General features: G+C 34.5%; 18 protein-coding genes and 1 pseudogene. 3 read left to right on the top strand and 16 right to left on the bottom strand.

What is annotated here, in order from left to right; translation table 11 throughout:
- Window positions 1–35 precede the first annotated feature (35 nt).
- The 5 genes and pseudogenes from MWU65_RS03640 to MWU65_RS03620 form a co-directional block, all read right to left on the bottom strand.
- A complete protein-coding gene (locus MWU65_RS03640; protein WP_247075808.1) occupies window positions 36–455 on the bottom strand; it encodes a GNAT family N-acetyltransferase in 420 nt (139 codons plus the stop codon).
- A gap of 175 nt (window positions 456–630) precedes the next feature.
- On the bottom strand, window positions 631–1,518 hold the full coding sequence (locus tag MWU65_RS03635; RefSeq protein WP_247075807.1) for a bifunctional 5,10-methylenetetrahydrofolate dehydrogenase/5,10-methenyltetrahydrofolate cyclohydrolase: 888 nt from the start codon (window positions 1,516–1,518) through the stop codon (window positions 631–633).
- Window positions 1,519–1,562: 44 nt separating this feature from the next.
- Window positions 1,563–1,932: pseudogene (locus tag MWU65_RS03630) on the bottom strand (four helix bundle protein).
- A 44-nt stretch (window positions 1,933–1,976) separates the two neighbouring features.
- Window positions 1,977–3,317, bottom strand: coding sequence for a signal recognition particle protein (gene ffh, locus MWU65_RS03625; RefSeq protein WP_247075806.1), 1,341 nt, complete (start codon window positions 3,315–3,317; stop codon window positions 1,977–1,979).
- Between the two features lie 142 nt (window positions 3,318–3,459).
- Complete coding sequence (locus tag MWU65_RS03620) at window positions 3,460–5,229, bottom strand: hypothetical protein (protein ID WP_247075805.1); 1,770 nt, start codon at window positions 5,227–5,229, stop codon at window positions 3,460–3,462.
- Window positions 5,230–5,343: 114 nt separating this feature from the next.
- Between MWU65_RS03620 and MWU65_RS03615 the strand changes: the two genes are divergently transcribed.
- Window positions 5,344–5,856: a sigma-70 family RNA polymerase sigma factor gene (locus tag MWU65_RS03615; RefSeq protein ID WP_247075804.1), complete on the top strand. Its 513-nt coding sequence runs from the start codon at window positions 5,344–5,346 to the stop codon at window positions 5,854–5,856.
- Between the two features lie 72 nt (window positions 5,857–5,928).
- Here the strand turns inward: MWU65_RS03615 and MWU65_RS03610 are convergent, their stop codons facing one another.
- From MWU65_RS03610 to MWU65_RS03600, 3 genes are all read right to left on the bottom strand, one after another.
- The gene (locus tag MWU65_RS03610) at window positions 5,929–9,333 is read right to left on the bottom strand and encodes a DUF1080 domain-containing protein (RefSeq protein WP_247075803.1); all 3,405 of its coding nucleotides are present in this window, start codon (window positions 9,331–9,333) and stop codon (window positions 5,929–5,931) included.
- Window positions 9,334–9,353: 20 nt separating this feature from the next.
- A complete protein-coding gene (locus MWU65_RS03605) occupies window positions 9,354–10,622 on the bottom strand; it encodes a Gfo/Idh/MocA family oxidoreductase (RefSeq protein ID WP_247075802.1) in 1,269 nt (422 codons plus the stop codon).
- A 317-nt stretch (window positions 10,623–10,939) separates the two neighbouring features.
- A complete protein-coding gene (locus tag MWU65_RS03600) occupies window positions 10,940–13,024 on the bottom strand; it encodes a LamG-like jellyroll fold domain-containing protein (protein ID WP_247075801.1) in 2,085 nt (694 codons plus the stop codon).
- 302 nt (window positions 13,025–13,326) lie between these two features.
- Here MWU65_RS03600 and MWU65_RS03595 point away from each other — a divergent pair, with 302 nt between their 5' ends.
- Window positions 13,327–14,232, top strand: a complete 906-nt coding sequence (locus MWU65_RS03595) for a FecR family protein (RefSeq protein WP_247075800.1) — start codon at window positions 13,327–13,329, stop codon at window positions 14,230–14,232.
- Entirely contained in the window at window positions 14,219–16,753 is a 2,535-nt protein-coding gene (locus MWU65_RS03590) for a carboxypeptidase-like regulatory domain-containing protein (protein WP_247075799.1), read from the top strand. Before MWU65_RS03595 ends, MWU65_RS03590 begins: the two co-directional genes overlap by 14 nt.
- A 4-nt stretch (window positions 16,754–16,757) precedes the next feature.
- Here the strand turns inward: MWU65_RS03590 and MWU65_RS03585 are convergent, their stop codons facing one another.
- The 8 genes from MWU65_RS03585 to MWU65_RS03550 all read right to left on the bottom strand — a co-directional run bounded on the left by MWU65_RS03585 (window position 16,758) and on the right by MWU65_RS03550 (window position 26,258).
- Entirely contained in the window at window positions 16,758–17,567 is an 810-nt protein-coding gene (locus MWU65_RS03585) for a zinc-dependent peptidase (protein ID WP_247075798.1), read from the bottom strand.
- Window positions 17,568–17,583: 16 nt separating this feature from the next.
- Complete coding sequence (gene argS, locus MWU65_RS03580; RefSeq protein WP_247075797.1) at window positions 17,584–19,368, bottom strand: arginine--tRNA ligase; 1,785 nt, start codon at window positions 19,366–19,368, stop codon at window positions 17,584–17,586.
- Window positions 19,369–19,422: 54 nt separating this feature from the next.
- The gene (locus MWU65_RS03575) at window positions 19,423–20,361 is read right to left on the bottom strand and encodes an arginine deiminase-related protein (protein ID WP_247075796.1); all 939 of its coding nucleotides are present in this window, start codon (window positions 20,359–20,361) and stop codon (window positions 19,423–19,425) included.
- Window positions 20,362–20,415: 54 nt separating this feature from the next.
- Window positions 20,416–21,327 (bottom strand): arginine deiminase family protein, encoded by a 912-nt coding sequence (locus tag MWU65_RS03570; protein WP_247075795.1) that lies wholly within the window; start codon window positions 21,325–21,327, stop codon window positions 20,416–20,418.
- Window positions 21,328–21,444: 117 nt separating this feature from the next.
- Window positions 21,445–22,728, bottom strand: a complete 1,284-nt coding sequence (locus MWU65_RS03565; RefSeq protein WP_247075794.1) for a citrate synthase — start codon at window positions 22,726–22,728, stop codon at window positions 21,445–21,447.
- Between the two features lie 239 nt (window positions 22,729–22,967).
- Window positions 22,968–24,260: a phosphopyruvate hydratase gene (gene eno / locus MWU65_RS03560; protein WP_247075793.1), complete on the bottom strand. Its 1,293-nt coding sequence runs from the start codon at window positions 24,258–24,260 to the stop codon at window positions 22,968–22,970.
- A 130-nt stretch (window positions 24,261–24,390) separates the two neighbouring features.
- Window positions 24,391–25,503, bottom strand: a complete 1,113-nt coding sequence (carA, locus tag MWU65_RS03555) for a glutamine-hydrolyzing carbamoyl-phosphate synthase small subunit (protein ID WP_247075792.1) — start codon at window positions 25,501–25,503, stop codon at window positions 24,391–24,393.
- A gap of 89 nt (window positions 25,504–25,592) precedes the next feature.
- Window positions 25,593–26,258: a hypothetical protein gene (locus tag MWU65_RS03550; protein WP_247075791.1), complete on the bottom strand. Its 666-nt coding sequence runs from the start codon at window positions 26,256–26,258 to the stop codon at window positions 25,593–25,595.
- Between the last annotated feature and the right edge of the window lie 136 nt (window positions 26,259–26,394).

Raw genomic sequence — 26,394 nt, 5'->3', positions numbered from 1 at the left:
AAACCTTGCACCCTTAAGCAGTACCTAATCTAGTCTTATTTGGAAATCGTTTTTTCCATAATTATAAATTTTATATTTTCTTTAAAAAAGGTGTTGGTCGTTTTTTGCATCCCAAACTTGCCATAGAATTCTGTTTTATCCATCCGCGCATTACACCACAATTTCCTTATTTCTAAATGAATAGCGTAAGCTATAAGATGCTTTACCAAAAGCGTACCATAGCCTTTTCCTTGTTCGGATAATTCTGTGGCGAGTTTTCGAAATTGTGCACTATCGTTTTTAACAAATAAAGAAACAACGCTTATCAGTGTTGTATTTTGCCAAAGTCCAAAATGAATACCCGTTGCATCTTCTTTTAACATCACAAATTCCAACGGTTTATTGGGCCACATCACTCGACTTCGGAGAGCCCATGTTTCTTGAGGGCTTATCTGTTTAATTTTGACGCTCATCATTATGGTGTTTTTACTTGCCCTTGGATTCCTCTTAATATTAAATAATAAAAGCCATTAAAAACTACAATTATCGTTTTTAATGGCTTTATTAAAATTTTAAATGTGCTCTAAAATAGCCTTTCGAAAACGCTACACTTCTGCAAAGTACGTCAAAAGTCTATTAACAAATTACATCTTATTTATTGGCACTTCTATGACGCTCTCTTGCTAAGAGTGTGTTTTTTAACAACATGGCTATGGTCATTGGACCAACACCTCCAGGAACTGGGGTTATAAATGAGGCTTTCTTACTTACATTTTCAAAATCAACATCCCCTGTAATATAATATCCCTTTGGTTTGGTTTCATCTACAACACGGGTGATACCCACATCTATAACAACGGCATCATCTTTTACCATTTCCGCTTTTAAGAAATTAGGCACCCCTAAAGCAGAGATTACAATATCTGCCTGAGAAATGATTTGGGTAATATTTTTAGTAGCACTATGGGTTAAGGTTACGGTTGAGTTTCCTGGCCAACCTTTACGTCCCATTAAAATACTCATAGGTCTCCCTACAATATGGCTTCGTCCTATAACTACCGTATGTTTTCCTTTGGTGTCTACTTTATAGCGTTCTAACAGCTCTAAAATTCCAAATGGTGTAGCTGGAATAAAGGTACTCATATCCAAAGCCATTTTTCCAAAGTTAGTTGGGTGAAACCCATCAACATCCTTATCAGGATCAACAGCCAACAGTACTTTTTGAGTATCTATTTGTGGCGGTAATGGGAGCTGTACTATAAACCCATCTATTTCTTCGTTTAGGTTTAGCTCTTCTATTTTACGCAACAACTCTATTTCACTGGTTGTACTTGGCATTTGCACCAAAGTAGACTCGAAACCGACACGTTCACAAGAACGCACCTTACTGCCCACATAGGTTAAACTTGCGCCATCACTACCAACAATAATGGCAGCTAAATGTGGTACTTTTTCCCCACGTTCTCGCATTTTAGTTACCTCAGCAGCAATCTCTTCTTTTATTTGGTTTGATACTTTTTTTCCGTCTAGTAATTCCATTATTAATTGTATTAAGTTCGCAGTCGCAGTTAGCAGTATTCAGTCTAAATTCGTACACCGAACTTCACTGGGTTATTAATCATATATTGAATCAATTTTCCAATCTCTTCGCTTTTTTCTTTTAAATTTTCAACTTCTAATTTGGAACAATAAGCACAAGCAAGTGCAAAATCTAGCCAAACTTGAGTTTCTGAGTTTTCACTATCCGCATCGGACAATTTACTAATGAAATGCTTTTGATACTCCCTTTTTCTATAGGCTTCTGCTATATTAGCACAAACGGAACGTGATGACCTTCTAATTTGATCAGTTAGAGAATATACTTCTTCCTTTGGAATTTTTTTTAGATAATTCAAAAATTTGCATAGCCAAATAAAAACCTTTCTTATATGCTAATAATTCTTGAAAACCCATCTCATAAATTTATCTACTGAAAACTGACACTGCCTACTAAAAAATTAAGGTCGCATCCCCTTCATTCCGCCCATCATCTGCATCATTTTTTTACCGCCACCACCTTGCATCATTTTCATCATCTTACCCATCTGATCAAACTGTTTTAGCAATTGATTTATTTCTTGCACAGACCTACCGCTACCTTTTGCAATTCTCTTTTTTCTACTTGCATCCAATGCTTTTGGTGTTTCCCGCTCAAAAGGTGTCATGGAATGTATAATAGCCTCAATATGTTTAAAGGCATCATCATCGATATCCATCCCCTTCAAAGCCTTTCCTGCACCAGGTATCATACCCATTAAATCTTTTAGACTCCCCATTTTCTTAATTTGCTGAATCTGCTTTAAGAAATCATCGAACCCAAATTTGTTTTTTGCAATTTTCTTTTGAATATTCCGTGCTTCTTCCTCATCATACTGTTCTTGAGCACGTTCTACTAAGGAAACAACATCCCCCATACCTAGGATCCGTTCAGCCATACGAGATGGATGAAAAACATCTATGGCATCCATTTTCTCACCTGTACCAATAAATTTAATAGGCTTAGTTACTACAGATTTAATGGATATTGCTGCACCACCACGAGTATCACCATCTAATTTGGTAAGTATAACCCCATCAAAATTTAAAACATCATTAAATGCTTTTGCCGTATTTACAGCATCTTGACCTGTCATAGAATCCACTACAAACAAAGTTTCTTGTGGAGAAATTGCCTTATGCACATTTGCAATCTCATCCATCATTTCTTTATCCACAGCCAAACGACCGGCAGTATCTATAATTACCACATTATGCCCGTTTGCTTTTGCAAAGGCTACCCCCGCTTTTGCAATCGCCACAGGATCCGTATTTCCGCGATCCGAATATACGGCAACCCCTATTTGCTCACCAACTACATGTAATTGATCTATAGCAGCAGGACGGTAGACATCACAGGCAACTAATAATGGGTTTTTAGTTTTCTTTGTTTTTAAATAATTGGCTAGTTTCCCAGAAAAGGTAGTTTTACCAGAACCTTGTAAACCGGACATCAGTATTACCGATGGCGTCCCAGAAAGGTTGATACCTTCTGCATCACCTCCCATAAGTTCTGTTAACTCATCCTTTACAAGCTTCACCATTAATTGGCCCGGCTGTAAGGTTGTTAATACGTTCTGACCTAGTGCTTTTTCCTTTACCCTATTGGTAAATTCTTTTGCAATTTTAAAGTTAACATCGGCATCTAATAAAGCCCTACGAACTTCCTTTAATGTTTCAGCAACATTAATCTCCGTTATTTGTCCGTGCCCTTTTAGGACGTGGAACGCTTTATCTAACTTTTCACTTAAATTATTAAACATAGTCTTTCTGTATTATCTGGAAAGGGCAAATTTAAGAATAACTATTCGAAGTCTGAAGTTTGAGATAAAAAATATAAATGCAAAAAAGGGCAACTTCGTGTAGAAGTTACCCTTTTTCTAAAATTGGGGGAAAAAATTGTTACTATTCTATCAATTCAAAATCTAATCTATCATAACTACCATCATCATTTTTATGCTTTAATGAGATTTCGTCTTCTTCAACTTCCAAAATAACATAATCATTGGCTAAAGGATGGTAATTACTATTATCAGAAAAGTTAAGTATCATTTCTAAGGTTCCTTCACTATTTCTATACACACGCCAGCTACCTCTATCTAATTCCTGGTCATTTGGGTTTGTAATGATTACTTCTCCATCTGCAGTAAAACTATAGGTGTCTGTTGCATAACCCTCTGTGATATCATCCTCATTTTGAGAGAACAAATCCACTTCCCATTTCGTTTCATCAAATATGCCACGAATCCATGTTACATCTTCATCATTTTCATCATCATCACAATTTCGTTCCAAGATAAGTTCATAATAAGTACCTTCTATACTAAACTTTAAACGTTCATTTCTTAAATCTGATATCAACCATTCAAAACTTACTCCTGGTTCATCGCCCATTGTAATTGCCATAACTAGCCTACCTTGTGCATTTGTAGTAATTGCCCATGTACCTTGAGAAGTTGTTGTTTTGTTACTTAAGGTTACCACACCATCAGCAAGGAAACTAAACTCGTATCCTAACAATCTATTTATTTCCTCATTGTTAAGTTTTACTTTTTTAATAATCCAATTACACTCTTTCAAAAGTCCTCTAAGCGTATCTGGAGTATCATTATCTACACAAAAACGCTTCATTAAAATTTTATCGGCCCCATCATTTGCGTAAAACTTAATGATACCATCACCCAATTCATACACAAACCATTCTAAATTGAAATCTACTAAAACTGTAAACTCTAATTTTAACAACACCCTATTGCTATTGGCGCCAACTCTAGTTGACCAGTTTCCTTCTATAGAATTCCCTACTCTATCTTTAACGATTACGGTTCCATCTTCTTTAAAGTTCATTAGATACTCAAAATACTGAGCTGATTGATCTTGACTACTTCTAATTACATCTCGAACCAACCAAGGGCATTCTACAAGATAATTATCTAATCTTTCTTTTGTGAAATCATCATCGTTATAATCATCATCATCATCCTCATCACACATATCTTCTGCGTTCTCTAATGCCAAAGCTAATTCTGCATTATTTTCTACAGTAATTTTTGTTCCATCATACTGCTCTAAGGTCAATGGAAAATCAAAACTTACTAGTTCATGATCCTCTAAATCTCCGAAGAATCGTCTTAATTGCCTATCATTTTCAACAGTTACAGTACTTGTTTTTTCCAAATTAACACTAAATGAGTACAAGGTTACAGGATAAACAAAATCAATACATTCAATATCATCATCATCACCACCCTCAATACACTCTTTGGCAATTGATCGTAATTCTTCCTTTGAATTAATTACAATTTCAGAGTAATCGGCTAGTGTTATGGTAATAGGAAAAAGAATTTCTAAAATATCATCGTCTGTTTCAACGGTATCAAAAATTTCTTCTATTAATTCTAGGTCTTCTATAGAATCAATGGTAATATCTAAACCATCTACATTAACAGTATATGGAAATTGAACAGCAAAACAACTTGCGCCATCCACAATATTATCAAAAGAACCATCTTTAGAAGATGCCCTTTCTATTAACTTTGCAGTACTAGAAGATGCTACGATAGCTTCTTCATTGGTATTATTAGGTAATTCTTCAAACTCTTCTTGACAAGAGGATAAACTAAATGCAGCCATTAGTAGGATGGCAAACATAAATTTGGTGACAAAATTTTTCATAACAATCTGGTTTTTTTCTGTTTTTATACTACTAAAACAATTAACTTTAAAAATACCCTACCTAAAAGATTCATTTTTTTAAAATACCTTTGAAAAAAACAAAATAGAGACACTTTGGATATAAATGATCATACTAACGTTTGCGAAGAGAAAATCTACAATCACCTCTTTACAACTAATTCCAAAACGGTTTTTAACTATATATATTATAAGTTTGGCAATGAAGAAAAGGCTTACGACGCAGTACAAGAGGCATTTGTAAAACTCTGGGAAAATTGCGCAAAGGTAATTCCAAGCAAGGCTAAATCTTACGTCTACACTATTGCTAATAACCTGTATTTAAATATGATTAAGGCGGAAAAAGTACGCCTTAAATACGCACATTTAAATACTGATGTAACCCATGAAACCCCTGAATTCCTACTTGAGGAAAAACAGTTTCATGAAAAATTAGAAAATGCCTTAGCACGTTTACCTGAAAATCAACGTACTACTTTTTTATTAAATCGAATTGATAAAAAAAAATATGCAGAGATTGCTGAAATGGAAGGAGTAAGTGTAAAAGCAATAGAAAAAAGAATGCATTTGGCACTAAAAACATTACGGGAGCACATTGATGGAATCTAAATGATCGTTGTTCCAAAAAACAAAAAATCCCCATTACTATGTAATGGGGATTTTTAAGTATATGCCTTGCTTTTATTTTGTTAAATCCTTAATACGAATATTGCGGAACCACAATTCTGAGCCATGGCCTAAAAAGCCAATATGTCCATTATTACGATCTAAGCCAGGATGATTTTTACCATCTAAGGTTCCATTTTTAGAAGCTTCTTTAAAATTACCTTCCAATATAACCGTACCATTTAATGTGATTTTAATAGCATCGCCTTTTACAATAACTTCTTCTGAATTCCATTCTCCAACTGGATTTAAAAATCCTCGTTTAGCAGCGATCACACCATATACAGATCCGTGATATTGATATTCCTCAAGGTTTGCATAAATGGCAGCAGTATTATCCAAGATCTGCAATTCCTTGGCTTCATAGGCTGCATCTCCTTGTAAGGGAGCATGAATCCCCAAACCGTTGTTTGCACCAGGCGTTAACTTAAATTCAAATCTAAAAACAAAATCTGAATATTCATTAGCTGTGTATAGATTGCCATATCCGCCTTGCTTTGGTTTCACCGCTATTTCTCCATTCTCTGCCAAATAATCTTTTTTGTTTCCAATCCAATGACCTAAATCTTTACCATTGAACAATGATTTAAAGCCTTCAGATTTTTCGGCATCAGTTAACAAATCATCCCCTGACGGAATCTCCCTAACATATACATTTCTAAATCCTAGGTCTTCACCATGTGCCTGCAATTCAATTGCTTCTTTGGCAAATATTGCTTGTTCTCTATCCCAGTAATTTTCTAAAATTACATTGTCTGTCACCAAAACACCATTTAAATGTATCGTTACACGATCACCTACCATTTTAATTCTAAAGGTATTCCATTCATTAATAGGGTTATCTGCAACAACTAAAGGATCTTTCTGATGTTTTTGGTTATTGTACAAACCACCACTTCCAACTTGTGCTCCAACATTTACACGGGCTATATCCCAAATTTGCACCTGAGGTGTACCTCTTAAGTAAATTCCACTATCACCGCCATTGGTAATTTTCCAATCTACAAGCATTTCAAAATCTGCATAATCTTTAATGGTACAGATATTATTATAGCCTTCACCTTTAAAACCAATAACACCATCCTTTACATACCAATCTTGCAGCATCTGGGCGTTCGCCTTTGCTTGTTCTTTCGCTAATTCCTTCTCAGACATTTTACCTCTGGCAATTGGATTTTTCACCAAACCTTCCCATCCCGATAAATCTTTGCCATTAAAAATGGAAACAAAGCCTTTATCCTTTGGCATTTTTTCTAAAAATTCTTTGACGTCTATTTTAACATATTGACTATCTGGACCCGTTAAGTTGTTTACACTTCTAGAAACTATGTCTCGAACTACATCGCCACTTAATCCATTTTCTTTACCTGGTGTTGGTAAAGCCAATTGTATTGCCGCGTTAGAAGCAGTGGTTAAAAGCTGACTATCATCTAAAAATTTAGATACAAATATTAAAGACAAGAATGTTTTTATTCTCGAAGCTGATTTTATCAATTGCTTTTTATCGTCTACAGAATTACTAAAAGGCAACAACTTGGTAACCAATAATAATTTCTGATCATCAGGATTCGCAGATTTTAAAACTTTATCCAAATACTTTCCAAAAGCTCTGTCTTTAATACTTTGATTTCCATTCTCAGAAACGGTTTTAAACAATAGGGCAATTGCATCATTGGTCTTCCAGTTAGACAATGCATCCAAGGCAATTTTTCTTCCATTTTCTGTCCCAGAATTTAATTGCTCGGCAACCAATTCTAAAGCCTTTTCCGTGCTTAAGGTTGCCAAAATTGGTGTCAATTTTGATTTGTCAGAAGCACTACCAAACGCATCGTAAATTACAGCAGCCGTATCCTCCTTAGAACTGTTAAGGATGGCACTAATTGCATTTTGGGTATTTGTAGTATTGGCAGCAGTGCTTGACTTTTCTAACAAAACTAACAATTCTGATAAATTTTCTTTTCCAGAAATAGAGGGCAATGCCTTATAAATTGTTGCCTTTAAATCTGAATCAGCGCTGTTTAATAAGCCTGTAATAGTTCCAAATTGGGTAGAAGCATCTCTGGCAGCCAATACATTAACAAGGACTTCTTTTGCTTTTCCATTAGCACCGCTTAGGCTTTTGGCTAATATTGAAGCATCTTTTGCGGCGGCAACTTTGCTTAAGGTTTCTTCAATAGCAACTAACTCTTCAGATGATTTCGCCTTATTTAATGCCGTTAATAATACCGGCAATACTTTGGTTTTATCTTGATGTGCTAATGCCTTAATTCCCGCAATACGCACCCCTTGGTCTTTATGAGATATTGCAGGAAGAATAGCCTTATTATACACAACAGCCTCTTCCCTACTTGCCAACATATTTAGTATTAATGGCTTCACTGTAGTAGATGCTTTTTTATAATTTTTCACCCATTTCGTCGCCTCTTCGCTGCTTAAATTTTGTGCTGCTGCGTCTATAACCGCAGCACTATAATTTTTGTTTTCATGCAAGGATTCTTTCAACAAGGTCTTATTTGCAAGTGTTCCATTGTTTGCTCTCAACAAATGAACGGCTGCTGATCTAAAATGCAATTGATCATCAGCTTTACAATTCTTTAGCAACAAGTCTACAACCTCATTACTCAATGTTTTATTCCCATTATCTGCCAACTTATTTCCATAAGCAATAAGAGAAATAATAGCACTGGAATTATCCAATCTATAATTTGCATTATTTGCAGCTGCGACAAGGGTCCCCATTGCATTTACAGCCCCAATTGAAGCCAATGCTCTTAACGATTCTTCTTGGGTTGCAATAGCGTTGGAAGTTGCCAATTCTAATAGCAAATCTGTAGCGGGTTCATATTCTAATTTACCTAAGGTATTTATTAACGCCAATTGCTTATCTGAACTAGCAGTAGATGCAGCATTTAAAATTGCCTTTGAAGCTGTTGTAGTTCCAATAGACTCTAAAGCGGCCAGGGCAGGCTTATACAATTTATCATCTGATAAATATCCACTTAATTGCGCTACACTTTTAGCAGTACCACAATACAACAATCGATCAATCAAGAACGTTTTCACTTCATCATTAGAAGCTTTTTTAATGGCTTGCAATAAAGCATTCTCTACAACCCCATTACTAATAATTTTCTCTTTTCCTCCGCTATAAATAGCGACACTTTGCAGGGCGTATCTCACCTTGGTATCATCACCAGTGCCTAAAGGCACGAGCATGTCTGTAAATTTTAAAATTCCATTTTCCCCCATACCTATAATCTCTTCCATAACCTTGTTAGAATGGTCTAGATTATCTGTTGGCATTTGCGCTAAAATGTCTGCAACTTTGGTTTCTATTGTTCTATTTATTTGTGCTGACAAATTGAAAGAGCAACTAACAAATAAAAGTAAAGCTGTTATTTTGAATATATTTTTTTTCATTTTTAAGTAATCTTTTTTAATTAGTGCGCCCAAGAAGTTCTCATTGGTTGGTTTATTAATCTATTTGCTTCTTCATCATTAATAAATTCTTGCTTTACCGGATCAAACTCTAATGTTCTACCCAAACGCAAGGCAATAATCCCCATATTAACTACTGTAGCAGATCGGTGTCCGTTTTCTTCATTTAAAGCAAACTTCTTACGGGTACGTACAGATTCTGAAAAAACAGTAATTTGTTCTTCTGGGTCTGGCGTTGCATTTATAATACTTTCAATATTAGGAATGGTCGATTTAAATCCGTTGTAAATTTTTCCATCAGGTCCATCTATATAGGCAGCATCTTTATCTTTATTTTCACCATCTAAAATAATCTGACATCCATCGGCATAGGTATAAACAATTTTACGCCATGTACCAATTGCATCATAATGCTGCTGGGGAGCATCTACTTCAACTTTAACCGGACTCTCATTATCTTTTCCTAGGAAATATTGTACAGGATCGATATAGTGTTGTCCCATATCTCCTAAACCACCACCATCATAATCCCAATACCCTCTAAAAGTAGAATGTACTCTGTGCGGATTGTATGGTTTTTCTGGCGCAGGACCCAACCACATATTATAATCCAATTGTGTTGGAACAGCTTGTGGCATTAGATTTTCTTTCCCTACCCAATAGAATTTCCAGTTAAAACCGGTAACCCCACTGATAGTAACTTTTAAAGGCCAACCCAAAACACCACTATCCACTACTTTCTTTAATTTTTTAACTGGAGTCCCCATTCCGTAGAAATTGTCTTTAAAACGGAACCAAGTATTTAATCGGAACATTTTACCGTGTTGTTGCATGGCCTCAACAACTCTTTTACCTTCACCAATTGTTCTTGTCATCGGTTTTTCACACCAAACATCTTTACCAGCCTCAGCAGCCATAATAGACATTAAACCGTGCCAATGTGGCGGCGTAGCGATATGTACAATATCTATATCTGGTCTAGCTAAAACTTCACGAAAATCCCTATAGCCCTTGACATCATCACCTACCCTTTGCAATGTAGAAGCCAAATGGTTTGCATCAGCATCACAGATAGCTAAAAGCTTAGTATCCTCATAAGTTAGGTGGCCTTGTCCCATACCACCTACACCAATTACTGCCTTTGTTAATTGATCACTCGGCGCCATAAAATTAGTACCCCCCATTACGTGTCGTGGAATAATACTAATGCCAGCTGCTGCCACAATAGTTTTTTTCACAAAATCTCGTCTCTTATTTAACTGTTCTTTCATATGCTAATCTTTTCAATATTTTGATTTGACTTTTAGGTATGCAATAACTACTTAACTTTTCCTTCGATACACAATCGATTATTCACCAAAAATAAAATTTGATGACTTTTATTAAAATAATGTTCAGGAAATGCAGTTTTCACTATTACGTCCTGTAAATCTAATCTATAGGATGTATCATTAGGGGTAATAAATGGGGTAATATTGAAAATATAGACAACTTTTTAACAAAAAACTCTGAGTCTAACCCAAAGTTCACCCATTTAACCCATACTATTTTTAGTTGGATACTTTTTTAAAAGTATTCCTTTTAAGCTTTAAATAAGTTTTTCACTATAGGGTTCCCTATAAAATTTCTCGTACAATTTCATAAAGTTTTCAATCTCCTTTTTTACAGACATATGCTTACCTTGAGCTGTTAACACTTCTAGCTTAACTTTTAAAGCTTGCTCATGTAAAGGGTCAACAATTAAAATGGCATTCGAAAGATCTAACAACAAATTCTTTGAAAGCGTTTCCTTTGTCTCTAAAAAAGGAATTAAACTATCTAATACTACATTTCCATATTGCCCTTTAAGTTCATCTAACCAATCTACTTCAATATTTGGAAGCAATGTCCCTTGATTAATAAGTTGAACTATGTTTGGCATTGCATTTTCCGTTACCTTGGATTTGTTTCTAAATATGTTATCCATCATTTTTTGCAATGCTACTATATCAACTTTAACATCTTCTCCTAGCATTACTTTCCATTTCTTATCAGAGTAGACGATATCCAAGTTGAGATAATTTTCAAAAATATTTCTTATTTCCCTTATCTGTGTACTTCTGTTGTTCTTAACATTTGACGGTGAAAAATTTGGCCACAAAATTGCTCCTAATTTTTTTGAAGTAATGCCACCTTCCCGTAAGGTATAAAGCAAAATAAGCAAAAACAATTCTCTCCTTTTGGGAGAAAATTTATGTGAAATATCTTCAAAATCTTTACTTAAAATTTTAAAGCCTCCCAAACACTGCACATGATACTGTAAAGGTCCTGATGTGGCATAAGAGTCAAGATGAACAGATTTCCGGTCATTTAATAATTTCTTTTTACCCCATACCGCCTTACTTAAAATAAGACCAACAATAAGGATAAGTAAAATACCTACAGTCCATAGCGTAACAGCATAACCAGAATATACCTCTCCATTAGAAACAAGACCTCCTTTATACACCTCATTAACTTCATCATCACTTAAGGCCCTGGTCCACATATTAAAATCACTCATTAGGCCGTGATAATTTTCCCCCCAAAGATTAGTTCCTATTAAAACAGAATGATTTGTTTGATCTATCTCAAAAGCTTTTTGCTCTTCTATGAGCTTGCCATTTACATAAAAAAACATTTTATCATTTGGGATATACACATACGCAATATGTATCCACTCATTAGGCTTCACTACTATTTTCTTTGTAAAATGATCCTTAATTTTTGGCGATGTAAATTGCAAATACCCATTGTTAATTTTTGCAGAAAAAACCTCTCCTTTACCTACAATACTTAGCGCACCTTCTATAGTTTTAGGTTTTATCCAGGCGGTAATGGACAATTCTTTAAAGTGAATTTCAGTTGCAGTTTTAACATCAATATAACTTGTTTTTCCATTAAAACTAGCTGTCTTTCCTCGTACTTTATCATAACCTACCACCAAATCATTACCAGTTAACACATCATCATTAGACATTGTATTATAAGCATTTTCATTGTAAGAGATACTAATCCTCAACTTCTCCTTTAAATCATATTTAAAGGCTTTGAATACCTTTGCTCCTTGTAAATTATTGGCTGAAAAATTAAAAACATCTGGAGAAAACCAAAATCCCCTTTTTTTAGGTGAAAGCTGATTGGATGTACTAATGAATTCCCCTGTTGTATATACCTTAGAAAGCTCTTTCCAATTTACATTTTCTAAAGGCAGCTCATTAATTATAGCATTAACTTTATGGTAACTCACTTTATTTAAGCTATCAACATACCTAGGAACCAGGAAACTATTTTCAGAAAGTACAATATCAGGGAAAACACGATGCTCCAATAGCAACGAATCTAAGCGTCTCGGATTCCAAAAATTAAAATCTGCCCTTTTTAAATCCAATACCGTATACCTAGATCCATTATCTACATAGGCAGTATTGGAACCGGAAATAAAAATTCCATTGTACGTTTTAGATACACTATCTACTTCTTTTACAATGACAATTCTTTCATTTATTCTGGCTTGGCCAAAGCAAACCGCAGAGGTAAAATGTACTAAGAAACAAAACAGTAATTTTCTAAATAAATGCATATAATTCCACGAATAGACAGAATTAACCAAATTAATCTCAATTCTTAAAATAATTCCATAAATATAAGTCATATAATTTAGGTAGAAGACAATACAAACACCCAATACTTTTCAACAACAAAGAAACCAATTATTTCTGCTCTTACGATTTATATGCACCTATCCAAAACTTTGAGGTACACTGATTGCGCATAGAATTCATTTTAAACAGTTTGTCTGTATAAAAACTAAATTATTTTTTTGAGACATAAACCTAAAACCAACCCTATGAATTCCAAAGTAACAGTTATGACAAAAGTAATAGCGCAAAAAACACAATTTTAAAGTAGGGTTTTTTACTTTTATATTGTTATACTTCTATAAAGCAAAATATTATGCAAGAGAATTACTTGGCAAAGTGGCTAAACAATGAGTTATCTGAAGAAGAAACCATCCAATTTAAAAAGTCGGATGAATACACTTCTTATCAGAAAATAATAGCTGCTTCTAATAATTTAAAAGCACCTGATTATAATGAAAATAAGGCTTTACAGTCCATTAACGCAAAACGATTTAGAGCAGAGCCTAAGGTGTTAAAACTAAATACGTTTACTAAATATATTGGAGTTGCCGCAGCTATAGTTCTAATTTGTGGTATTGCTTATTTTTACACAAATTCATTAGAGGAAACCATACGTACAGATTACGCCCAAAATAACGAAGTAATTCTCCCTGATGCTTCTGAAATTTTATTGAATGCGGAATCAAAAATAGCGTACAACAAAAATAAATGGGAGAAGAACAGAAACATCTCCTTACAAGGAGAAGCATTTTTTAAAGTTGCTAAGGGTAAAAAATTCACGGTTTCTACAGATCAAGGTACTGTGGCTGTCTTGGGAACTCAATTTAATGTTGAAGCGAGAAACAACTTTTTTGAAGTTACTTGTTATGAAGGTTTGGTAAGCGTAACTTACAACGGCAAAGTAACAAAAATACCTGCAGGCTCTTCTTTTATGGTTGTGAATGGAAAAATTGCGCCTACAGCTCAAACAACTACCTTAGTACCTTCTTGGACACAAAACGAAAGTTCATTTAACAGTATTCCTTTATCATTTGTTCTCAATGAACTTCAACGGCAATTTAATATTACAGTTACTTCAAATGACATTGATACCGATCAACTTTTCACAGGCTCATTTAGCAACAAAAATTTAGAATTAGCGTTGCAGAGTATAAGTATTCCTTCTCAAATAAGTTATAAATTAGAGAAGAATAAGGTGTTGTTTTATGCTAAAAAATAACGAATTTAAATTTATTTTATGTCTTTTTTTTCTTGTCTTAAGCAATTCAGCTAAAGCACAAGCAACTCATAACACCCTGCCTTTAATTGCATACCTACAGCAATTAGAACAACAGTTTACAGTTAAATTTTCCTATATAAACACAAGTATTGAGAACATTTCAATTGTCCCTTCCAAAAGCAAAAAGATTGAAGACATCCTTAATCATATAAAAAAAGAAACGGATATAACCTTTGCCAAACTCAGTGATAGATACTATGCAGTAACTACCAAAAAATACGCTAGGGTTTGCGGTACGATTCTAGATAATTTTCAACAGAACACCATTATTGGCGCCAGCGTAGAAGTATTAGGTGACAATCAAAGCACCATTACAAATACGAATGGCAGCTTTACTTTAAAAAATATTACAAAAGACGCCGTAATACGAGTGCGTTTTATCGGTTTTAAAACCTTATATATAAGAGCAAGTGAACTATCAACTAATGTTCCTTGCCCCTACTTTTTAATGGATCAGCATTATGAAGAACTGGATGAGATTACAATTTCACAATTTTTAACCACCGGTTTAACTAAAAACCTAGATGGTAGCATAGTTTTAAATACTGAAAATTTTGGAATTCTACCAGGATTAATAGAACCTGATGTTTTACAAACCGCCCAAGCCTTACCCGGCATAAAAAGCATCAATGAAACCGTATCAAACATTAATGTTCGGGGGGGAACAAACGACCAAAATTTAATTCTATGGGAGGGTATAAAAATGTATCAATCGGGGCATTTTTTTGGTTTAATATCAGCCTTTAACCCCTACCTCACCAATAAAGTAACCATTACAAAAAATGGAACTAGCTCTCAATTTGGCGACGGAATAAGCAGTGTTATTGATATGCGTACCAACAACGAGATAACAGAAGGTTTTACAGGGGGAGCCGGATTTACAATGATTAGTGCCGATGTTTTTGGCCAACTACCAATTAACAAAAAAACTGCTTTTCAATTCTCCGTAAGGCGCTCGGTAACTGATTTTTTAAACTCTCCTACCTACACTATGTTTTTTGATAAGGCATTTCAAGACAGTGAAATTGAAAATAAATCTAGCAGCACGGAAATAACACGGAATGAAGATTTCTATTTTTATGACTTTTCTGCAAAAATATTGTACGATATAAATGAAAGTCAAAAACTAAGAATTAGTTTTATACAAATGAATAATGCCTTGGACTATCAGGAAACTGTCGATGACAAAACAAGCCTTAGCACTTTAGACCAACGTAACACTTCTTTTGGAGGAAGTCTTGAAAGTAATTGGAGCTCCAATTTTTCTACTTTATTTAATGCCTACCGTACATTTTACAATTTAAATGCCAGTAGTGTTTCATCAGATCCCAATCAACAATTGGAGCAAATCAATAAGGTTTTAGAAAACGGAATTAAACTAAACACCAGATACAAACTAAGCAAAAGCCTATATTGGCTTAATGGATATCAATTGGTTGAAACCGGAATTATCAATTTCACCAATGTAACCCAACCACCCTACCGAAAAAACATTAAAGGTGTTATTAGAACTAATGCCATTTATTCGGAATTAGACTTCCAAACCAAGAGCCTTAAAGCGAAAGGCGGACTCCGAATAAATCATATAGAAAACATAAACACCTTTAAAAAATGGATTGTTGAACCTCGGGTAAACATAAACTATAAACTTGCTAAAAACATCAACACAGAATTATTGGGCGAATTTAAGAGTCAGTCTACCAATCAAATTATAGATTTAGAACAAAATTTTTTAGGGGTTGAAAAAAGAAGGTGGATATTAGCGAATGAAGATAATCTGCCTATCACCACAAGCAAACAGGCCTCGTTAGGATTTACATACAACCACAACCGATTGTATGTTGGAATCGAAGGATTCTACAAAGATGTAAAAGGTATTAGTACGTTAACCCAAGGCTTTCAAAATGAAGATCAATTTGATGGAGAAATAGGAAAATACAATGTAAAAGGGGTCGAATTTTTAATTAATAAAAAAACAAGCTCCTATAGCACTTGGTTAAGTTATACCTATAATTTAAACAATTACACTTTTAAAACCATTACTCCACCTACTTTTCCTAACAATTTAGACATCACACATCATATTACCTTTGCAGGCACCTACAACTACAAAAAAATAAAATTAGGTGTCGGTATTAATTACCATACTGGAAAGCCCTATACAGAGCCTAAGGAAGGAAACAACGCTTTAGACCTACTTGTATTCCCCAATAGCATTAATTACAAAGACCCAAACAGTAGTAGGCTTCCTTATTACTTACGAACCGATGTTTCTGCCTTGTATAATTTTAGAATAAGCAAAAATACAAAAGCCACCATAGGCGCTTCCGTTCTAAATATTTTAAACAAAAAAAATGTATTAAATAGATACTATAGAGTTTCCCCAGAAAACGAAATAGAAACTGTTGAAAGCATCTCTTTGGGTAGTACCCCTAATATAAGTTTTAGACTGCGATTTTAACCGCTTATTTAAGTTGAGAATTGAATGCAGTAAAATTCAGCATACGTGTAATCACCTCAAATAATTCAGGAAATAATCTTTTAAAATCTAAGGGAGTTTCCACATAGTTTTCCAAGGCTACTGAAAAAAATTCATGGACATTGGTTGTTCCGTACTCCCTAAAATATTTGGTATCTTGAACCCTTTCTAAAAATTTTTCATCACCCAAAAGTGCATTCATTTTTAAAAGACCTCTTCTAAACTTAATCGCTGTACATTTTAAATCGGTTTTAAAATTAAAGACCAAAGCATGGGCAAACTCATGTACACCTAAATTTAAATTATCTGTGCCGTTTTCAAAACCATACAACAAATGTTCCGAAGAAAAAACCAATGTTTTTAACTTGGGGTTGTACTCCCCTAAATGAGATTGTTTGGTTATGGTAGAAAAATATGCCGATGGATAGATCATTATTTTACGAATAGAGGCTATTCTATAATCTTTAAAACCTAGCATTAAAAAGGCCGCTGTTGCAGACAACAATACCTTAATTTTTTCATCATCCTTACTTTTCTCTGCAAAAACAAATTTTTTGTTAGCTCTAAACCTGGAGACTCGCTGCTTAAACTTTTGTTTTTGCTCATAAGTTAACAAGGAATAGGCCGGTAAATTAGCAATTATGAGCTGTTCTTCTTCAAAGGACAATCTAATAGTACTTTTAGATGGCGTTAAAAAATACAAATCTATGGCATAATACAAGACGTACAGCAAATAGGCAAGCATACAAAGTAATGCCACAAATCCAAAAACATCCACGCCAAATTCACTCTCCATTGCTATGCTTTAGGGTTTACATACGCTCTGGAACTTCTATCCCTAATAGCGCAAAAGAAGATTTAATGATTTCACCTACCTTTTTAGATAATTGTACTCTAAATATCTTCTTCTGTAAATTTTCTTCGGGTAGAATAGGTACATTTTGATAAAAGGAATTGAATTCTTTTACCAAATCATAGGTGTAATTTGCGAGTAGGGCCGGACTAAAATTTTGTGCCGCCGATGTTACCACCCCTGGAAAAAGTTGTATTTGTTTTAACAATTCTTTTTCTTTTTCGTGCAATTCCTCGTTACCATTAGGCTCAACAGTGGTGTTATACTCAAAATCTGCCTTCCTTAATATGGACTGAATCCTTGCGTAAGTATACTGGATAAATGGTCCCGTATTCCCTTGAAACTCCACTGATTCTTCAGGATTAAATAGGATGCGTTTTTTAGGGTCCACTTTTAAAATATAATACTTTAAAGCCCCCAATCCAATAATCCGATATAACTCTTGTTTTTCAGTGTCTGAATACCCTTCTAGTTTCCCTAATTCTTCCGAAATACGCGCTGCTGTTGCAGTCATATCATTCATTAAATCATCTGCATCTACAACGGTACCTTCTCTACTTTTCATTTTACCGCTAGGTAAATCTACCATCCCATAACTTAAGTGGAACAATTGTTCTGCCCAAGTATATCCTAATTTTTTTAAAATTAAAAACAGTACATTAAAATGGTAATCTTGTTCGTTTCCTACCGTATACACCATCCCGTTTACATCTGGGTAATCTTTAGTACGTTGAATGGCCGTTCCAATATCTTGTGTCATATACACTGCAGTACCATCTGCACGCAGCACTATTTTTTCATCCAAACCTTCATCGGATAAATCAATCCAAACACTCCCATCTTCTTTTCTGTAGAAAACACCTTTTTCTAACCCCTCATCTACAATGTCTTTCCCTAAAAGATAGGTATCACTTTCATAATAATAGGTATCAAAATCTACTCCTAAGTTTTTATAGGTTACCTCAAATCCATCATAAACCCATTGGTTCATCTTCTTCCATAACGCTACTACTTCTTCATCACCAGCTTCCCATTTACGTAACATTCCTTGTGCTTCCTGCATAAGCGGAGCATCCTTTTCTGCCGCTTTAGGATCAGTACCGGCTGCTACTAAATCTGCTATTTGAGCCTTGTATTCTTTATCAAATTTTACATAGTAATTCCCTACTAACTTATCTCCCTTAAGACCTGTATTCTCAGGTGTTTTTCCTTCTCCATATTTCTGCCACGCCAACATACTTTTACAAATATGTATTCCACGATCGTTAACAATCTGAGTTTTGTATACTTTTTTACCGGAAGCCTTTAAAATTTCAGCAACAGAATAGCCTAATAAATTGTTCCTAATATGTCCTAAATGCAAAGGTTTATTGGTGTTAGGCGAAGAGTATTCTACCATCACAGCATCCGTATTGGTTACCGTAGAATAACCATAATTAGTCGTATCTTTTATATCGTTAAAAAAGTGGAAGTAAAACGCATCACTAATAACTATATTTAAAAAGCCTTTTACAACATTAAAATTTTCTACTTCTTTAACATTCTCTTTTAAATAGCTCCCTATTTGTTCTCCAATAAGTGCAGGATTCCCTTTCACAAAACGTAAAATAGGAAAAACCACAACGGTGATGTCTCCTTCAAAATCTTTCCTCGTAGGCTGAAACTCTACAGTTGGTAGGTCTATATTAAAAATTGATTCAACTGCCTCTTTTACCTTCTCGGTTAACACTTCTTGGATATTCATTATTTTTTGGATATTTAAGCCTGCAAAATTACGACTTTTTTTCTACTACTTTTTTTATGATTCTTTAGCGCTTGGCAAAAATATTTCTGCCATCATGCATCTTGCGCTTCCTCCGCCACAAGTCTCTATCGTTTCCAAAGAACTATGGATAATTTCCGACGATTTTTCAATGATTTGGATTTGACTAGTTGTAAGACTGTGATAGGCAGCAGAACTCATCACCAAATATCTTTTACCACTTTCACCTATAACCTGAAGCATATTGCCCGCAAAAGCGTGCATTTGTTTTTCAGTAATCACAATAACCTCCTTACCATCTTGTTTTAAATGTTTTAAAACATTTTTCATTTCCTTTTTATCATCAATACTGTCCAAACAGATCACCGCAAATTTCTCTCCCATACACATCATAACATTGGTATGATAAATTGGTAAACGCTGCTCTTTTACTGTTTGGTAGGCTGTGAAAATTACGGGAGTATACTCAAAATCTTCACAGAATTCTATAAAAAGTTCTTCATTAGCACGTTCAGATAAAGCACAGTAGGCTTTCTCATTCACCCTATCTATTAAAACACTACCTGTTCCTTCTAAATAAACCCCTTCTTGTTCTGCATTGGTATAATCAATTACGGTATGGATTACAAATCCACTTTCTTCAAGAGTATCCAAAATATCTTCCCTACGCTCACTTCTTCTATTCTCAGCATACATTGGGTATAAGCCTACCGCACCATTGGCATGAAAAGATATCCAATTATTAGGAAAAATAGAATCGGGCGTATCTGGATTTACAGTATCATCAACAACGATTACAGTTACCCCTTTGGCTTTTAAAACGGTAACAAAGTCATCAAATTCGATTTGAGCCTTAGCGTTTATTTCTGCATTTTTAACATTAATACTTTCTTGAAAATAATTGTTAACAGCTGTTTGTTCGTTCATACGAAAACTGACAGGCCTAACCATTAAAATTGTATTTGTAACTTGCATAGTGTATTGGTAAAAAGTGTATTAATTTATAGCTGAGAAGCTAAAATAAATATTTTATTCTCGAATTAAGGGCATTGTACTACAACGCAACAAACCTTCTTGTTTAGAGATTTCTGCATAAGGAATTTCTTCAACCGTAAAACCCGCAGCCCTTAACCAATTATTAAGTCTTGTGAATTTTTGTTCAGAAACAATAACGTTGGTAGATATTGAAAAAACATTACTGTACATAGCATACATTTCATCCGCTGTAATCTCAAAGATGTTTTCCTTTCCAAAATAAGACACCAACCATTGGTATTCTTCTTCATTTACAAAACCATTTTTATGAAGAATAGCTTTATCTATTCCTATGGGCTGAAAACAGCAATCTAAATGTAGTGCATTCTCCTTGGCATTTGTAGATTTACGAAGCTCAAAAGATTTAACTACCTTATTGGGAAACAGTTTTGTAAAATAGGTAACCGCCTCTTTATTTGTTCTTGCAGTTATTTGATCTGCATAATCATCTGCCGTATAGGTACCAATAAAAAGATATTCTTTCCACGGCATCACATCCCCTCCTTCTATATGTACTTCCTCTGGCAGCTGAACAACCTTATCTTTGTTGATCTGCTGCACAACATGTTTTATGGCTAAAAACTCTTCCTCACGATCTGGCAAGATATTCGCTTTAAAGAAAGTATCTCCGATAACAAAAGCAATGTCTCTAGAAAAAATCTGATTGCAATCTTCCAATACCTTAGGTCTAAAAACTTCTACATTGTATTTTTTTAAAACTTTATCAAAGGCATCTATTTCTTTAATCATATCCTTCTCCCTAGGGTAAGTTCCGGCCAAAATATGTTCCAAGGATTTTGGATCATAGGCATCTTCTGCCTTTGGAATAGGCCCACAACTTTCTGCGGTACCAAGAATAACCGCTTTTAGTTTAGAAGTTTCATCGTTAATGTTTAACTGAAGCATACATTTAATTTATTTCAATAATGAAAAGTAATTTTAAGCTTATTAAATAATACTATGAATAAAAAAACTGCCTTATAGCAAAAACGATAAGGCAGTCTTTAAAAAAAAATTACTTTTTTATCTTTTTTCTAAAGGAACAAAAGACCTTTTAGTCTCCCCAACATATATTTGTCTAGGACGACCAATTGGCTCATTTCTCAACCTCATTTCTCTCCATTGTGCGATCCAACCTGGCAATCTACCTAAAGCGAACATCACGGTGAACATTTCGGTTGGTATTCCAAAGGCTCTGTACATAATTCCTGAATAGAAATCTACATTAGGATATAATTTACGCTTTACGAAATAAGGATCCTCTAAGGCTTCTTTTTCTAATTTTTTCGCAATCTCCAAAATAGGATCATCAATGCCTAGATCATTCAGTACTTCATCTGCGGCCTTTTTTATAATTTTAGCTCTAGGATCAAAGTTTTTATATACTCTATGACCAAATCCCATCAATCGAAATGGATCATTTTTATCTTTGGCCTTAGCCATGTATTTTTCTGTATCCCCACCATCAGCTTCAATAGCCTCTAACATTTCTAATACGGCTTGGTTTGCCCCTCCATGTAAAGGTCCCCATAGCGCTGAAATTCCAGCAGACAAGGAAGCAAACAAACCTGCATGAGAAGAACCTACAATCCTCACTGTAGATGTAGAGCAATTTTGCTCATGATCCGCATGCAATATCAATAGTTTGTCTAAGGCATTAATTACAATATCGTTTTTTTCGTATTGATGGTTTGGCCTTTTAAACATCATTTTATGAATGTTCTCCACATACCCTAAAGTATCATCTCCATAATCTAATGGCAATCCTTTTTTCTTACGAAGTGTCCATGCTACCAAGACGGGAAACTTTGCTAAAATCCTCACCATTGCATAGTACATCTCTTTTTCTGAAGATACATTTACAGAAGATGGATTAAAGGCAATTAATGCATTTGTCAAGGAAGACAACACACCCATTGGATGCGCAGATTTTGGAAAACCATCCAAAATTTTCTTCATCTCTTCATCAACATGTGATTCATTTTTTATATCGGTATGAAATTTTTCTAATTGCTCTTTATTTGGTAATTCACCAAAAATCAACAAATAAGCAACTTCTAGAAAATCTGCTTTTTCAGCTAGTTCTTCAATAGAATATCCACGGTATTGCAAAATTCCCTTTTCACCATCTAAAAACGTAATTGCACTTTCACAAGAACCTGTATTTTTATAGCCCGGGTCTAGTGTGGTTAATCCCGTAACAGAACGCAGTGTTTTAATATCAATGGCCAGTTCCTTTTCTGTGCCTTCAACAACTGGGAATTCGTATTTCTTTCCTTGAAATTCTAAAGTAACTTTATCTGCCATTTGTATAATTTACTAATATTATTAATCGAACTGTAAATTTAAGAAAAAGACACAAGTTTATCAATTAGTTACAGCTATTTATACTATTAATAACATATATTTTTTACAAAAAGACACACGGTAGATTATGTTTCCATCAAAAAGGAATTAAAAATCATCAACCTCGCTACAGTATTGACAATATTACATAAAAAAAGCCACTTTAAAAAAGTGGCTTTTACAATAAGAAATAAGTACTCTTATTTTATTTTAAAGGCATCCATTTGTGGGTAATATGCCACTGTGCCTAGTTCTTCTTCAATCCGCAACAATTGGTTGTATTTAGCCATACGGTCAGATCTAGATGCAGAACCTGTTTTAATCTGCCCTGTATTTAAAGCAACTGCTAAATCCGCAATTGTATTATCTTCAGTTTCTCCAGAACGATGCGACATAACAGAAGTGTAGCCTGCATTTTTAGCCATTGTTACAGCTGCAATAGTTTCTGTTAATGTACCAATTTGGTTTACCTTGATTAAGATAGAGTTTGCTATATTATTTTTAATACCCTTAGACAGGCGCTCTACATTAGTAACAAATAAATCATCACCAACCAATTGCACTTTATCACCAATTTTATCGGTTAAAGACTTCCAACCATCCCAGTCGTTTTCATCCATCCCATCTTCAATAGAAATAATAGGATATTTAGCTGATAAATCTGCCAAATACTGTGCTTGTTCTTCTGAGCTTCTGATTACTCCCTTATCACCTTCAAACTTGGTGTAGTCATATTTTCCATCAACAAAAAATTCTGCCGCAGCACAATCTAATGCAATCATAATTTCATCACCCAACTTATAACCGGCATTAGAAACAGCCTTTGCAATAGTATCTAACGCATCTTCTGTACCCCCTGCTAAATTTGGTGCAAAACCACCTTCATCACCAACAGCTGTACTTAAACCTCTGTCATGTAATACCTTTTTTAAATGATGAAAAATCTCGGTCCCCATTTGCATAGCATGTGAAAAGGTTTTGGCCTTTACTGGCATAACCATAAACTCTTGAAAAGCAATAGGGGCATCAGAATGCGATCCTCCATTTATAATATTCATCATAGGAACTGGCAAAGTATTTGCGCTTACACCACCAACATATCTGTACAATGGCATTCCCATTTCATTTGCAGCTGCTTTAGCAACCGCCAAAGAAACACCTAAAATTGCATTAGCACCTAACTTCGATTTGTTTGGAGTACCATCTAAATCGATCATTGTTTGGTCTATTAAGTTTTGCTCAAAAACAGACATTCCAACAATTTCTTCCGCAATGGTAGTATTTACATTGGCAACGGCATTTAAAACACCTTTCCCCATAAAGATATCTCCACCATCTCTTAATTCCACAGCTTCATGTTCTCCAGTAGATGCACCAGAAGGAACTGCCGCTCTACCTAAAACACCATTTTCTGTATAAACATCTACTTCTACCGTAGGGTTACCTCTTGAATCTAATATTTGCCTTGCATGTACATTTATGATAATACTCATTGAATTTTTATTTTTTTAGGTTGATCTAATCTTGATGTAAAGATACGAAAGTGTTACGCCAACAGCCCTCTTTACACTACAACTATCCCAATTATTAACTATAATTTAACCGAAAACGATATCGTATTATTTAGTTCTGATTGTTTTTTATTAATTCAAAAAAATCATCAAATAAATAATTAGAATCATGTGGTCCTGGGCTTGCCTCTGGGTGGTATTGTACAGAAAAAACATTTTTGTTTTTCATTCTTATACCAGCTACAGTGTGATCGTTAAGATGTGTATGGGTAATCTCCAATTCACTATTAGCCTCGGTTTCTTCTCTGTTGATTGCAAAACCGTGGTTTTGAGAAGTTATTTCACCTTTACCAGTAAGTAAATTCATTACAGGATGATTAATACCACGATGGCCATTGTGCATTTTATAAGTAGACACACCATTGGCGATTGCTATTACTTGATGCCCCAAACAAATGCCAAATAAGGTATTATTATTGGCAATTATGTCTTTGGCTGTTTGGATGGCAACCGTAAGTGGTTCTGGATCACCAGGGCCATTAGAAATAAAATAACCATCAGGATTAAATGCTTTTAAATCTTCATAGGTTGCATTGTACGGAAAAACTTTTATATAAGCATCTCGCTTTGCTAAATTACGCAATATGTTCTTTTTAATACCGATATCTAATGCCGCAATTTTATAGGTAGCATTTTCATCTCCATAAAAATAGGGCTCCTTAGCAGACACCTTTGAGGAAAGCTCTAAACCTTCCATACTTGGCACTTTTGCCAATTGCTCCTTTAATCCTTCTATATTATCTACATCGGTAGACATAACGGCATTCATAGATCCGTTGTCTCTAATATACCCTACAAGGGCCCTAGTATCTACATCAGATATCGCAAACAATTTATTTTCATTTAAAAAATCTAGCAAGCTACCATCTGCATCTACTCTTGAATAATCATAACTAAAGTTTTTACATACAAGGCCGGCTATTTTAACAGAATCAGATTCAACCTCTTCATTATTTGTTCCGTAGTTACCAATATGTGCATTGGTGGTTACCATAATTTGTCCAAAATAGGATGGATCTGTAAAAATTTCCTGATACCCCGTCATGCCCGTATTAAAACACACTTCACCAAAGGCAGTGCCCGTAGCATCACCGACCGCTTTACCGTGAAAGATGGTCCCATCTGCTAATAGAATTAGCGCTTTTTTTCTCGTTTGATATTTCACTTTATAAAAATTTAATCCTTATTGATTTTTCAACTGCAAATTAACATAAAAAAAAGGATAAGCTGAAAAACTTATCCTAGTATCTATGATTACTGATGGTAATAATATTTTAGTATTTGTATGACGTCTTCCTCATTTCCAAATTTAAGTTTGTGCGATTTTGCATAGGATTCAACAAGTTTACTATCATCTCCAAAAAACTTTAAAAACTCTTTTTTATTTAATTTTATTTCATTCAGGCTGCCATCTGCAGATCGCATATAATAGTTTTCAAAGTTTTTATACTCCGCTGGCCCTGTTACCACATTTGTTATTACATGCACCGTTGGCTTGGTATACTTAACCACATATTCTTTTAGCAACCTTTCTCCCTTACTATTTTCTGCTAAACTTTCAAAAAATTTATCGTTTACATTAACAAACAATTTATTATTAACTTTTACTTTTTCAATTCCTGAAAAAGTAAATATAGTATCCTTTGACAATTGCGAAACAAATGTTGACTCTAAGGCATTAAAGTTTAAATTGTTAATTTGAAACTCTTTATCACCCACTGCAGAAACCGTAGCCATATTATTCCAAGTAGGAAACAAATACACACTTCCAACAACACCGTCTGTTGTATTGGCAAGTTTTGAAACTATACTACCCCCTCCACCTCCCGACGAAGATGCGGTACCATAACTTAAATAAGTCTGAGCGCTTAAGGCACTGCAGGCAAAAAATGCTAGCACTATTACTTTAATTTTTTTCATAATCCATATTTCTTTATTATTACACACTCCAATTTAATCACAAAAATAGTACCAAACAAGCTATTAGTATCCATAAAAAAAGGGATAGACTATAAGCCTATCCCTTTTTAATACTATATAAAAATAAAAATCATTT

It is taken from the genome of Cellulophaga sp. F20128 (assembly GCF_023015805.1).
Lineage (GTDB): Bacteria > Bacteroidota > Bacteroidia > Flavobacteriales > Flavobacteriaceae > Cellulophaga.
The sequence above is the reverse complement of the archived record's forward strand: the minus strand, read 5'-3'. Positions and strand labels throughout refer to the sequence as shown.